This is a genomic window from Vibrio sp. 1F169 (genome assembly GCF_041439605.1).
Taxonomy (GTDB): Bacteria; Pseudomonadota; Gammaproteobacteria; order Enterobacterales; family Vibrionaceae; genus Vibrio; species Vibrio tasmaniensis_A.
Map to the genome: position 1 here is coordinate 1 of NZ_JBGOOI010000093.1, position 13,384 is coordinate 13,384.

Consider the following 13,384-nt stretch of genomic DNA (forward strand, 5'->3'; position numbering starts at 1 on the left):
GGTCAAGATAAGGTTGCGATAGCAATCTTATCAACCAGTTAGCTGTTTTTCGTTTTTTTCGTCGTCACATCTCCTCTGATTTCGTCAATGCCATTCTCCATATTATCAATGCCTTTCGGCTACATGGGTCGGCTTACTCCAACGCACGCCATCTCATGTGAACAGCAAGGGCATGTTCTTATCGCTTTGCTCCTTATCGGGGCGGTGAGTGGCGGCATCCTATAGACCAAGTTCAATAACAGCAGTTGAAGTCGAACTCTTAAGGCGTGTGCTTGACCACGTAAAAATCCGTAGTCTCGAACTCGTTGTCGCCCTTTGGGGAGCACGTGCTGCAAAATGAGCAGCAAGAACTTGAGAGTCGGTAAGGTGCGTGTTCGCCATGCATTGGTTTGGCTCTCTTTATAGCGGAACGTGACCGTATCATTAGTGATATGGATGATGTCTTCATCAGGCAATACACCACGATAGAGATAGCGCGACAAATAGTTGAGCGCCGACTGACCATAACCAACCTGCCTACAATCGACCGCCCATTGTTTGGGAGTTGATGGTCGCTGAACAGCTTCGCAGATAGCGACAGCATCATTAAGGTCGTTCTTTCCCTTCGTTCGATAAGGCATTACGTATTTAACAGCCATAATGCGGGCGTCGTGACCGAGTGTATTGAGTGTTCTTGCCCAATAATGTGCACCACCACACGCTTCAACGCCTATACGCACGAGTGGCATATTTGCTATTGTAGTCAGTAGTTTAGAGCGGGTTACTGACTTATGAAGTAAGACTTTACCATTTTGGTCTACGGCATGAAGGCTAAAGTGGTTTTTAGCTAGGTCGATACCGCAGAAATAAGAATAATCAGACATGGTGCCTCCGGTGCAATTAAGTACCACATAAGTGTGGCAGATACTCGGAAAGGGGGAATCCATGTCATTCGTTATACGTTTCCGGAGGATTTGACATTGGAAGAACTAGTTCAGAAATTAGCTTCAATTGATGAGCTGGAAACTTGGAAGCAACATTGCCAAGGTTACAGTTCCCAAGAGAAGAAAGCTGCGTTCGAGCGTGCTCAATCGCTGTGGATTGCCAGAAAAGTGTCAGAGAATACTCTCTATCTTCATCCCGAAGTTATCTCAGATCTTCAAAAGCAAAACTGGCTTCCAAATGATCTGCAAAAGCGCATGATATGGGCAAGTGTGTTGGCTTCTGGTGAGGGTAGCGATAGTAGACAACGTTTCAAGTCTATCAAAGCTAGCTTACTTAAGAGACATGGTAGAGATTGGTGGGAAGATGTCTATAAACGTCAAAAACCTGCATTTGCAGCTAAAGAACGTATTCGTAATCAAACTGCTTCAAACGGTGCTGCTGTTAATATGCTTATGGCAAAAACTCACTTATTCGGTGATATTGCTAGAGACCAAATACACAGTGCATTGAGCATGGTTCCTAAGTGGTAAAAAACGCATAACAAATAAGGATTAAGGTGTTGCGTAGCCAACACTAAATCCCGAGTGTTGAACAAGCCCGAAGCCACTTTATTAAGTCAATTGTACGATTGAACTTGAAGGGCGCACCGCTTTGAGGCTTTTCTCAAGGCGAGCGAGGCCAAGATAAGGTTACGATAGCAATCTTATCAACCAGTTAACCATTTTTCGTTTCTTTCGTCGCCACACCCCCTCTTTTTTCGTCAATATCATTCCGTTTACTTTCCTTGCTCATGAATAGCAGTTGGACTATTATTTGTACATTATTTTGTACTTTTGGAGTTCGATATGAGCCGTATTCATCTTGACCAAGATATTAAGCCCCTTTCTGAGTTTCGTGCTGGTGTAACCTCATTTATCAAGCAAATTAATGAAACCCGTCGCCCGCTCGTAATAACACAGCGTGGCAAGGGTGTTGCTGTTGTCCTTGATGTTGCTGAATATGAAGCAATGCAGGAAAAAATCGAGTTGCTTGAAGAAATGAGAGCAGCTGAGACGCAACTCGCTTCTGGTTTAGGAGTGTCTAATGAAGATGCACGCGCTCAAGTTTTAGGGCGAATCAAATAGTGGAAGTAGTTTGGTCTCCATTAGCTCTTGAAAAGCTTGGTGATGCTGCTGAGTTCATTGCATTAGATAACCCCGTTGCTGCGAAAAATTGGGTTAACGCAGCTTTCGATAAAACTGAATTGCTTGGAACTATGCCAGAAATGGGGCGAATGGTTCCTGAAATGCCACATACACACTACCGCGAGGTTTTGTTTGGTCACTATCGTATTATCTATAGTCTGGGGATTGAAATTCGTATTCTAACTGTTCGTAATTGTCGACAGACTTTAACTGAAAGTGACGTGTAAAACTGCTGTATAACAAGGATTAAGGTGTTTCGAAGTCAACACTAAATCCCGAGTGTTGAACAAACCCGAAGCCACTTTATTAAGTAAATTGTACGATTGGGTTTTGGAGATATGCTTATCTCCCAAACCATTGCAGAGCGTTAAATGGTAGGTCACCACAATCTGCAGAGGAAAAGTACATTGAAGTTAACGAATAAACTCGTACGTTACCCGCACATTGATGTTGATCGTGCGTTTGAAAAAGAAGCTGAGTTATTGCAGCAAATACAGGCGGGTGAGATTGCGCAAGCCTTAATGCTTTGGCAAGCAAAAACGCCGACACTCGTTTTGCCTGCGGGTAAAAAGTGGCCTGTGACACTAGAGTCTAGAAAACAACTCGCGGCACAAGGTTGGCAACTCACCTCGCGTAAAACAGGTGGCGCTCCCGTTCCCCAACTACCGGGGATCATTAACCTGTCGCACATTTACCATTGGCATCGTGATGAAGCCTACAACATCCAAAAAGCGTATCGACATTTATGCGATGTATTAACCCTGTTTTTTAAAGAACTGGGCATTGATGTGGATGTACACGCAACCCCCGGTTCTTATTGTGATGGTGACTACAACCTCAATATCAATAGACAAAAAATAGTGGGTACTGCACAGCGTGTATTGCTTAAACAAGGGGGCGGCCAAATTGTACTTTCGCAAGCTTGTATCTTGTTAGATGCCGACTTAGAGAATATCGTTGCGCCTGTGAACTTTTATAATCAAATTTGCGATAACCCGACCGTGGTGGATGCGCAGGTTCATACACTGTTGTCCGCGCATTTGACGAGCCTTCCCAACGTAGACTCACTCTTTCAGCGGTTAAGCCAAGCTTTCATCAAGTATGCGTAATGTCTTCCTTTCGCTAACACCTGTTAACTTGTCGGGTGGATGAACCATTTCAATTCTATCTAAACAATTGCTGGAGTTCTGTCGTAACCACATCTGACAACTTTGGGTTGTGGAGTGCTCCTAAATACGGAGCTCTCATTGTATCTGACTAGTGAGCGTGGCATTGGCTAGAGCAGTTCTGTAAGTAACTGGTCGAGAGTCGTCATCAGTTTCTGATTTTTCCCCGTATTTAATGCATCAGCATGAGGGGCTTTAAATAGCCCCGAATCATTATCAAAATACTTCCCTGAAGCGTTAGAAAACTCTTCCGATAGTGCGGCTCGGCATAAGATATCAGCGCCAATCCCTAAGTCATTACCTTCCAAACCATACGCATCTTTAACCAATTTACTGCCAAGAAATGAGGCCGGATTAACGGGAATGATTAGAGGCCCTTGATCTCTTAATTGGTGCGCAAGATGGATTGACCACATCGTTAACGCCAACTTACTTTGTGCGTAGATGGGGCCATCTAAAGCGTCAGGATTTGGGCTGACAAGTGCCTCGAGATCGACCGATGACTGAGCGGCTGAAGATAGATTGACGATGCGACCGTTGGCATCAAAAAGTGGTAGCAGCTTTTGAGTCAGTAAATAAGGGGCAATGGTGTTCACAACAAAACGTACATCAAGGTTGTCTGAGGTGGTGACTTCCGAAACCTTGTAGACACCAGCATTGTTAATGAGTACATCGAGCTGTTCATGCTTCGACTTTATTTGGTTGGCGAGGGCTTTAACTTCAGAAAGAGAAGAGAGATCAGCAACATAACTTTCGATAATCGCATCCTTGGATAATCGAGAAAGGCCGGTTTCTACTTTGCTGAGTTTTGTTGGGTTACGTCCATGTATAAGGATGTGATGCCCTTGTTGGGCTAACATTTTCGCGGTCTCTAAACCGATACCATCTGTCGCACCTGTAATCATGATCTTTTTTCGCATCTTCCTTCCTTGAATAAAGAGTCCGGACAACTTTTATAACAAAGTTTGATTGCACAAAGTTTCTACTACTTCACATGCTGAGATATAGAAAGTACGGATGTGTATTGCTATTGAGAAACCGTGAAACAAGGGTGTGGTTTTTCATTTTATTTTCTTGATATCGAATAAAGCTCAAATCAAAAAAGCCTCAACCAGTTTAATGGTTGAGGCTTGGTCGTATTAGCCTTGTTTCAGCCTATTTAGGCCAGTTTGACGTTGTAATTATTTTACCTAAGAGCTGCTTAGTGAGCGTGCTCGTGTGAATCTTGGTACAACTCAGCGTCGACTTCTTCGCCTTTGTTTGGACGAGGAACAATCTCAAAAGAGGTATCAGCTTCAGTCAATGAAGACAGCAGTTTGTTCAACGATGTTTTGTCTCCTTTCACGCCCGCTTGGCCATCTTCCAATAATTGGTTGAGTGTCGTTTTCTTCAGTACGATGTCTGATACATCTGATTTGTCGATGACCAGTGTGGTATCGGCATCTTGCAGTTCGCTCACTTGAATGTTGTTCAGGTTGCCATTCGACATCTCTACGTAGTAGAACTCTTTCACATCAGGTAATTGGATATTCATGGTAAACGGCGTGTCTTGCGCCTTCAATGAGTCCACTTTTACCGCTAAGTAATCCAGCAAGTTTTCGATGGTCATGTTCGCCAATACATCCGGAGAAGCCGTTTTTGGTGCGCCCGGTTGTGTGCCGATACGCAGTTCTTGAGCACCTGTTAGATAGATGTTTCTCCACCCAGCACCTTCTGATTGGTAGCCTAGCTGTTCATAAGTATCGGCCAGTAAACCACGCGCTTTTTTGTTCTCTGGTTCCGCTTGGACAACCTTGTTAAGTGCCGTTGCAACGAAGCGATATTCGCCTTCTTGGAAATCTTGCTGCGCTTTCTCAATCACAGCGTCGCTGCCACCCATGTATTCAACAAATTTAACCGACTCTGGGTGAATTTGTAGCGGGTTCAGACTGGCTGGGTTCATGTCGAAGTAACCAAGGTACATGTTGTACACCGCACGAGCATTGTGAGAGTAAGTACCGTGGTAACCATTGGTGTGCCAAGACTGTTGAATGCTGTCTGGCATGACTTTGTAGATCTCGTCGCCAATGTCTTGCAAAACGACACCATTGTTCGCTAGGCGAAGTGTTTGGTTATGAGTAAAACCGTAAGCGTCACGTTGCATTTTTAGGTAGTCAGATATTTCTTGTTCGCCCCAAATTGGCGATGAGTGAGAGGCAAATAGCACCTCGGTATCTTCACCCCAAGTGACCAACATCTCGTTGATCTTCTTAGACCACTTCAAGCCATCACGTACTTTTGCACCACGCAATGTGTAGAGGTTGTGCATGCCTTGATACGTTAGCTCACCAGTCCAAAGTGCCTTCATGCTCGGAATGTAGGTCACCATTTCTGATGCCGCTTCAGTGCCTGATGCATCCATGAATTGCATCTCTAGGCCGTCGATAACTAGCGTTTCAATTTCTTCGTTGTGGTTAAGTTCGTAATCCGGCAATACGTAAGTGATGGTGCCAGTCGACAAGCCTTTCGCGAGTGCCGCATCCACAATGCCGTGCTCATGACGATTTAGTGTTGCGCCATATTGATAAGCGGTACGACGAGACATCGCATTACCCGCCAGCACGTTTTCGTCGACGATTTCTTTAGTGATGTTTTTAGAACCGTACACTTTTACGTCTGGGTAAGCTTCTTTGATTGCTCGTGCACCACCAAAGTGATCGGCATGTGAGTGTGAGTAAATCATCGCTACGACAGGTAAGTCGCCACCATCAGGCACGTTGTTCTTGAAGAACTTTAATGACTTAGCCGCGGATTCTTTTGTGAGAAGAACGTCGTAAGCAATCCAACCATTGTCACTGCGGATGAAAGAAATAGACGCTAAATCGGCACCACGTACTTGGTAAACCTTACCCGGGACAACTTCGTACAAACCTTCAGCAGCTTGGTTCAGCACGGCTTGACGCCAAAGCGAAGGGTTTACTGAATCGGGTGCTTGATCGGCATTGTTCACGCTAGGGTCTATGAAGTTGAAGCTGTTGCGAATAATATCGCCAGTTTCTTGATCGAAGCTCGCGATCAACCCTTTGTTGTTATTGTCGAACGCGCGAGTGTCTTCGAAGTTCAGCGTTTTCGCGAATTCTTGGTTTGCTTTCGTCGTCATCTCAGTCGCGTCTTTGCCACCTTGATCGCCTATATCGCTAAAGTGTGCGTGGTCATGGTTAGCTGCAATAGCAGGAAACGCAAGAGAGATTGCTAGGAACAGTGATGCATTTTTGAAAGTGCGTGATGGAGTCATAGGTGCCTCTTCAATTCGGGATTTCGTTTCGTTGAGGAAATTATATGCCTAAGACATATAGCAAAAAATAAAGTAAGCTTTAGTTAACACATCACGATTGGCTATGTATTGAGTCGTACAATGGTTAGGGAACGAAGATAAAACCTGACCCATGATTGATTAAGAGCACATTGACAGGGAGAGTAACGGTGAGCGACATGGAAAAGTTGGATTTAAATCTACTGAGCGTGTTCTTAGAAGTGTACCGATTAAAGTCGATCACGCTTGCATCAGAATCGCTTGGTATGACTCAACCTGGAGTCAGCGGCGCTTTGAAACGGCTTCAAGCACAATTGGGTACAGACCTTTTTATTCGAGAGGGTAGAGGTATAACACCGACCAATGCAGCGATGCAGTTGGCGTTACGTGTAGAGCCCGCACTGGACGGGATAACCAGCGCTGTCAGTACCTTAAAGCAGTTTGATAATCAGCAACATCATGTGTTTCGAATTCTGGTCAACGAGATCGGTTTAACCAAGCTTCAGCCCCTTGTGGAAAAGGACGATACGCTTGGTAATATCTCAATTGAATTCAATATGGTGCCAAGTAATGAAGAAGATCTGTTGCAGAGTTTGAGCATGCAGCAAGCCGACTTAGCGATCGATATTCACTATCCACAAGTGAATGGTTATATGAACCAGCAAGTGATTGAAGATGAGCTCGTGCTGATCGCCAAGAAAGGGCATCCAAGGATTGATGGATCGGTAACGGAAGCGCAGTATTATCATGAGAAACACATCACCTTCAGAATGCGTCGCTCTCACCTTTACACCGCGGATTACTTTACAAAAAATCCGATACAGCAGCGAAAAGTCAGTTCCGAATGTGATTCATTGATGACGATGTGTGTGTTGGTCTCTGGCTCCGACTGTGTTGGTAGCACATCTAGAGGTTTTGCTAATCAATTTGCGGAGCGATTCCAACTGCAAGTGCTCGAGCAGCCTTTTGAGGTCTTGCCGATGAAACAGTATATGATTTGGCATAAACGAACAGACTTAAACCCCGCACATCAATGGTTAAGAACCAAGATTCAACAATACATGACGAGCTCTCAAAGCTGTTAACGATTCAATGAAAAACGGCTTCCATTTGGAGGCCGTTTTTGTCTCTGTTACTTGAGGGTTTTAATTAGGTTTTTTGGATTCAATCAACTTATTGTGCGCGTTTCTGACGAGCGGCTTTGAGCATTTTCATTGGCGACATTCCTGTCACCAACATGGTACCGGTGATAACCAGAATTGAACCAACAATCGTATTGATGCCAATTGCTTCATCTAAGAACAAGTTACCCCAGAGAATACCAAATACCGGAATGATGAAGGTCACGGACAGGGCTGAAGGTGCGCCGAGTTCAGAGACTAGATTGAAGTAAAGTAGATACGCTAACCCAGTACATACCGCGCCTAATAAGATAACTGACGTAGTGATCGTAACGTCGGGTGTTTCTCTCATCGGAATAAAAAATACAAATGGCAAAACCAGCAACACCGCAGCCCACATGCTGCCATGAGCATTGTTGAATGCCTCAACTTTAGGGGCTTGTTTGGTATAGTTTGACGCTATTCCGTAGCTAAAGGCCGCCATCACTGCTGCAAATATAGGAAGCATAGCCTCACGGCCAATGTTCATCGCATCCCAACCGACTAACACGCCAACTCCCGTTACCCCAATCCCAAGTCCCAATAGAACTTTCGCCTCGAGTGCTGTTTTGGTCCATATCGCACCAATGATTGCCGCCCATATTGGCGCGGTAGAGTTCAAGATGGCGAGTGTGGAGGCGTTAAGTGTCTGCGCGGCATAAGCGAAAAGTAAAAAAGGAAGTGTGGTGTTAAACAGCCCGAGAATGAAGAAGTGTTTAGCGTGATCATGAAAAGAGAGCTTCTTTTTTAAATAGAAAGAAACTAAAAGCAGAGTAAGTGCTGCAAACAGAACTCGCGCTTCAATCAAGACTGCGGGCCCTAATGGATTGGCCGCCATTCTCATGAAAAGAAACGAGCCTCCCCATATAGCCGCAAGTAGTATCAGTTTTAAAAAGCTCACAGTTTGAATCTCAGATTGTGTAAAACACCGACTATGGATCAAAGCTATGTATTGCACAAATTTAGATGTTAATACTGTGCAGCTAATTGTTGGCATTTTGATAACGGAACTGACTATTAAATAGGAACACTTTTGATGAATTATGTTCTGTTTATCCTTCCTTGTCTGACGAGTAATCTAGTGTCATATGTAAACATTAGGTGATAAAAATGAAGATCGAACACATCGCAATTTGGACCAAACAACTCGAAGTACTGAAGCGATTTTATGAAGATTATTTCGGCGCGACATCGAACTCAAAATATCACAACCCAACTAAAGGGTTTTCTTCATACTTCCTCTCGTTTGAAACGGGAAGTCGTTTAGAGATTATGGAAATGGACTCTGTCCCTGAATCGAAAGACGACATCTATGACCAGTTCACAGGCTTCATTCATATGGCGATATCACTAGGTTCGGAACAAGCGGTCGATCAACTGACTCAACGCTTGGTAGAAGACGGCTATGAGCGCTTAGATGGCCCAAGAAGAACAGGTGATGGCTATTATGAGAGCTGTGTACTCGATCCTGATGGTAATCGCTTGGAACTTACCGTTTAATGGAGGGAGCTTGAATAGCTTTTAACTCACTAACGGAACTGAGGTATGACAATGATGAAGTTTGCTGTGACTTTCCTTTTTAGTCTTGGGCTTATGGGATGTGCAACCTCAGAACCGGTGTATGAGCAGGAGACGGACGCGAAACCTGAACCATCACAACCCATAGGTTACCTTGGTTTTAAAGCTCACCAAGAGTGGGCGATTCAATTCAATGATTGCACGGTCTACGATTTAACAGGCGCACAACCCTACCAGTGGTTTGATCGCACTTTAGTCTCTGTGAGCTGTTATACGTTTAAGCCAAACGATGCCATCGAGCCATTATCTGTCTATGCCGACGCAAACTTCGACAGCAATAAGCTAACCCCGATTAACCGCTTTCAAGAGCTGCAGGTATCAGAGTCAGGCTGGGGCAAGTTTCCTGCCGTCTATGAGACCAACGGTACCAATTGGCTGAAAGTCAAAGAGGGTTGGATTCACCTCACACTAGCCGATCAGACTTTGGTTCAGTTCTATCCCGGAACTCAAGACCAATCTAGCAAACACACACATGATCAATATTTTGAAGAGCACTGATCGTAACGCTGACTTTTGATTAGTCTGTAGTTCGATCAGAAAAAGATCGTTTAGTCATTGCTGAAATCGGTTTCAATCTGTATCTTTGCTTTTATTGAAATCGGTTTCAGGGCTGTAATGAGCTCTCTAATCCTGATCTTTTTCACGAATAACTTGTAGCGAGTAATGGTATGAACAACGAATTTCCGAACGATTTTTTATGGGGTGGTGCGGTTGCAGCACATCAACTAGAAGGCGGCTGGGATGCGAATGGTAAAGGTGTCAGTGTTGTTGATGTTTTAACAGCGGGCGCTCATGGTGTACAACGTCGAATCACTGACGGCGTGATCGACGGCGAAAACTACCCAAACCAAGTCGCTGTTGATTTCTACCATCGATACAAAGAAGACATTAAGTTATTTGCTGAGATGGGCTTTAAGTGCTTTCGAACCAGTATTGCTTGGACGCGTATTTTCCCAAATGGCGATGAAGCCGAGCCGTGTGAAGCGGGTTTAGCGTTTTACGATGATTTGTTTAATGAGCTGTTGAAATACGATATTCAGCCAGTCGTAACACTGAGTCACTTTGAAATGCCTTACCACCTAGCTAACGAATATGGCGGCTGGATGAACCGAAAAGTGATCGATTTCTTTGTTAAGTATTCAACTACGGTGATGGAGCGATACCAGCACAAAGTGAAATACTGGATGACGTTCAATGAGATAAATAACCAGATGAATACTTCGGCAGATATCTTTGGCTGGTTATGCTCTGGCGTGAAATTCCCACAGTGCGAAAAGCCGCAAGAAGCAATGTATCAAGCGGTCCACCACCAGTTTGTGGCAAGTGCTTTAGTGGTTAAGAAAGGTCACGAGATCAACCCAGATCTTCAGATCGGTGCGATGTGTGCGATGGTGCCTTTCTACCCTCGTTCTTCAAAGCCAGAAGACATTATGGTGGCGCAGAAAGCGATGCGTGATCGTTACTTCTTCTCGGATGTGATGGTTCGTGGTCATTACCCAAATTACGCTAAGCGTGACTGGGCAATCAAAGGCTTCAATATTGAAATGCAGCCAGAAGATGAGCAAATCTTGAAAGAAGGTAAAGCGGATTACTTAGGCTTTAGCTACTACATGTCGAATACCTTGGATTCTTCTTCGCATCAGTCAACCGAAGAAGCGATGGACGGCGGTCATGAGAACTCGGTCGATAACCCATTTATCCAGTCTAGCGATTGGGGCTGGCCAATTGATCCAACAGGTTTACGTTTCTGTTTAGCGTCTCTGTATGAACGTTATGAAGTGCCATTGTTTATTGTTGAGAACGGTTTTGGCGCTGTTGATACCATTGAAGAAGATGGCAGCATTAATGATGACTACCGCATTGCTTACCTTGGTGACCACATCAAAGAGATGAAAAAAGCCGTAGCGATTGATGGCGTTGACTTGATGGGCTACACCCCTTGGGGCTGTATCGACTTAGTTTCATTCACCACGGGCGAGATGAAAAAACGCTACGGATTCATTTACGTAGATAAACACAACGATCAATCTGGCTCACTAGAACGCAAACGCAAGAAGTCGTTCGAGTGGTATAAAGGCGTGATTGCATCTAACGGTGCCACTATTTAGAATGCATTCCCCAGCGCAGTTATGTGAACTGTGAGCTGTCATTTTGCAATGAATTAGTCGGCCTATGTCGGCTAATTTTTTATAAAGGAAAAGAAGCGAATGGTAACCATGCTTGATGTCGCGAACCGCGCAGGCGTATCTAAATCGACCGTTTCTCGTGTCTTAAATGGCAAGAACATCGTGCGCCCAGATGTGGTGAAAAAGGTATTCGATGCGATTCAAGAAACAGGTTATCGGCCAAACTTGTTGGCTCAGCAATTGGCGACCAAGAAGACCAATTTCATCGGCTTTGTAATCACCAATGAGTTGTTCAATGGCCCTTACTTTTCTTCCTTGATGTATCACGCGGCTTCTTATAGCGAAAAGTCGAATCACCAGTTGGTGATCACCGATGGTAAACACAGCGCAGAAGACGAAAGAAAGGCGATCAACTTCCTGCTGGATATGAAGTGCGCGGGCATCATCATCTATCCGCAATGCTTAACCGAAAGTGAGATTGCAAAGATCATCGAAAGCACTGACACACCGATTCTGGTACTCAATCGTGAAATGCCGTCGAAGCCTAATCATGCCATTACCACCGACCACTATCAGAGCGCTTGTTTGATGGTTGAACACATCATCGAGCAGGGTCATACCGATATTGCTGTGATTCGTGGTAAAGCCGGTTCTTCGACAGATGAGTTGCGTTACCAAGCCTATCAAGATGTGCTAACTAAGCAGGGTATGGCATTGGATGAGTCCAAAGTTGTTCAAGGTGATTGGACGATGGAGAGCGGTTATTACACGGCTCAGGCTCTGGTTAAAAGCAAAGCAACTTTCACCGCTATCTTGTCGGAAAATGATGACATGGCGATTGGTGCGATCAAGGCGTTAACCGAACTTGGGTACTCATTGCCTCAAGATGTTTCTATCGTCGGCTTTGATAACAGCAAAGTGGGGGCGTTTTTAACGCCAAGCTTAACGTCTGTGAGTGTGCCATTAGAGCAGATGACCCAAAAAGCGATCCTACAAATTGTCGGTGAAACAGAGCAAGCGACCACCATCAATACCACTGGCAGTTTGGTGTTACGTGATTCGATAGCGAAGCTAAATTAGCACCGTTCGAATTTCATATTTCACCTACAAAAAGTGACGAGCTGCGCATCTCTTAAACCAAGCTCAAACACTCCTTATTCACTGTTATTTAGATGTGCGATATTGCGTTTTTTGGTCGATGAATTGACCACCATTAGTTAAGTAATGTGAAACTAGCTAAGTAATATAAAAATAGCTAAGTGATGTGAGAACAGGTAAGTAACGTGAAAACAGAAAAACAAAAAATGCTAGCAGGCGAACCTTATCAGGCTTGGGATAAAGAGCTTTATGCCGCTCGTATCGAATGTCGTAAGGTGCTTCAAAAACTCAATAACAGTATTCCAGACACACCCGAATGGGAAGCGGCAACGCAAGAGCTCATTCCGGGCTGTGAAAACGCGCATCTAGAACCTCCATTTCGTTGTGATTACGGCTCGAACATCAAGCTGGGCAAGAACTTCTACGCTAACTTTAACTGCGTGATTTTGGATGTGGCTGAAGTGACCATTGGCGACAATGTGCTGCTTGGTCCGAACGTTCAAATCCTGACCGCAGGTCATCCACTCGATGTGAAAGGCCGTGTAGAAGAAGGCGTTGAGTTTGGCACTCCGATTAATGTTGGCGACAATGTTTGGCTTGGCGGTGGTGTGATCATTTGCCCCGGTGTCACTATTGGCGAAAACAGCGTGATTGGCGCAGGCAGTGTGGTAACCAAAGACATCCCAGCCAATGTGGTTGCAGTCGGTAATCCATGTAAAGTGCTGAAAGCGATCGATAACGGACAATAATCAGATTAAATGACAAAGCCCGAACCTAGGTTCGGGCTTTGTTTTTTCTATTCTTGCTAGATGCTAGATGCTAGATGCTAGATGCTAGATGCTAGATGCTAGATGCT

The 13,384-nt window shown here is 44.6% G+C and carries 14 protein-coding genes; 10 read left to right on the forward strand and 4 right to left on the reverse strand.

Annotated elements, in window-relative coordinates:
* Positions 1–119 precede the first annotated feature (119 nt).
* Entirely contained in the window at positions 120–863 is a 744-nt protein-coding gene (locus ACED53_RS21155) for a transposase (RefSeq protein WP_371692623.1), read from the reverse strand.
* Between the two features lie 96 nt (positions 864–959).
* Here ACED53_RS21155 and ACED53_RS21160 point away from each other — a divergent pair, with 96 nt between their 5' ends.
* The 4 genes from ACED53_RS21160 to ACED53_RS21175 all read left to right on the forward strand — a co-directional run bounded on the left by ACED53_RS21160 (position 960) and on the right by ACED53_RS21175 (position 3,217).
* Entirely contained in the window at positions 960–1,454 is a 495-nt protein-coding gene (locus tag ACED53_RS21160; RefSeq protein ID WP_029224069.1) for a hypothetical protein, read from the forward strand.
* 315 nt (positions 1,455–1,769) lie between these two features.
* A complete protein-coding gene (locus ACED53_RS21165; RefSeq protein ID WP_017097561.1) occupies positions 1,770–2,048 on the forward strand; it encodes a type II toxin-antitoxin system Phd/YefM family antitoxin in 279 nt (92 codons plus the stop codon).
* Complete coding sequence (locus ACED53_RS21170; RefSeq protein WP_017097562.1) at positions 2,048–2,335, forward strand: type II toxin-antitoxin system RelE/ParE family toxin; 288 nt, start codon at positions 2,048–2,050, stop codon at positions 2,333–2,335. Before ACED53_RS21165 ends, ACED53_RS21170 begins: the two co-directional genes overlap by 1 nt.
* A 180-nt stretch (positions 2,336–2,515) precedes the next feature.
* Positions 2,516–3,217: a lipoate--protein ligase gene (locus ACED53_RS21175; protein WP_029225352.1), complete on the forward strand. Its 702-nt coding sequence runs from the start codon at positions 2,516–2,518 to the stop codon at positions 3,215–3,217.
* A 167-nt stretch (positions 3,218–3,384) separates the two neighbouring features.
* On the opposite strand, the gene ACED53_RS21180 is transcribed toward ACED53_RS21175, so the two are convergent.
* Both ACED53_RS21180 and ACED53_RS21185 read right to left on the reverse strand, forming a co-directional pair.
* Positions 3,385–4,194 (reverse strand): SDR family NAD(P)-dependent oxidoreductase, encoded by an 810-nt coding sequence (locus tag ACED53_RS21180; protein ID WP_032498999.1) that lies wholly within the window; start codon positions 4,192–4,194, stop codon positions 3,385–3,387.
* A 281-nt stretch (positions 4,195–4,475) separates the two neighbouring features.
* Entirely contained in the window at positions 4,476–6,548 is a 2,073-nt protein-coding gene (locus tag ACED53_RS21185) for an alkyl/aryl-sulfatase (protein ID WP_017099822.1), read from the reverse strand.
* Between the two features lie 188 nt (positions 6,549–6,736).
* Here ACED53_RS21185 and ACED53_RS21190 point away from each other — a divergent pair, with 188 nt between their 5' ends.
* Positions 6,737–7,651: a LysR family transcriptional regulator gene (locus ACED53_RS21190; RefSeq protein WP_017099821.1), complete on the forward strand. Its 915-nt coding sequence runs from the start codon at positions 6,737–6,739 to the stop codon at positions 7,649–7,651.
* Between the two features lie 88 nt (positions 7,652–7,739).
* On the opposite strand, the gene ACED53_RS21195 is transcribed toward ACED53_RS21190, so the two are convergent.
* Positions 7,740–8,627 (reverse strand): DMT family transporter, encoded by an 888-nt coding sequence (locus tag ACED53_RS21195; protein WP_080518041.1) that lies wholly within the window; start codon positions 8,625–8,627, stop codon positions 7,740–7,742.
* A 209-nt stretch (positions 8,628–8,836) separates the two neighbouring features.
* Here ACED53_RS21195 and ACED53_RS21200 point away from each other — a divergent pair, with 209 nt between their 5' ends.
* The 5 genes from ACED53_RS21200 (at position 8,837) to ACED53_RS21220 (ending at position 13,277) form a co-directional block, all read left to right on the forward strand.
* Positions 8,837–9,226, forward strand: coding sequence for a VOC family protein (locus ACED53_RS21200; protein WP_017099819.1), 390 nt, complete (start codon positions 8,837–8,839; stop codon positions 9,224–9,226).
* A 51-nt stretch (positions 9,227–9,277) separates the two neighbouring features.
* On the forward strand, positions 9,278–9,802 hold the full coding sequence (locus ACED53_RS21205; RefSeq protein WP_029225351.1) for a hypothetical protein: 525 nt from the start codon (positions 9,278–9,280) through the stop codon (positions 9,800–9,802).
* 170 nt (positions 9,803–9,972) lie between these two features.
* Positions 9,973–11,412, forward strand: coding sequence for a 6-phospho-beta-glucosidase (locus ACED53_RS21210; RefSeq protein ID WP_017099817.1), 1,440 nt, complete (start codon positions 9,973–9,975; stop codon positions 11,410–11,412).
* 99 nt (positions 11,413–11,511) lie between these two features.
* Positions 11,512–12,510, forward strand: a complete 999-nt coding sequence (locus tag ACED53_RS21215; RefSeq protein WP_017099816.1) for a LacI family DNA-binding transcriptional regulator — start codon at positions 11,512–11,514, stop codon at positions 12,508–12,510.
* A gap of 203 nt (positions 12,511–12,713) precedes the next feature.
* On the forward strand, positions 12,714–13,277 hold the full coding sequence (locus ACED53_RS21220) for a sugar O-acetyltransferase (RefSeq protein WP_017081374.1): 564 nt from the start codon (positions 12,714–12,716) through the stop codon (positions 13,275–13,277).
* Positions 13,278–13,384 lie beyond the last annotated feature (107 nt).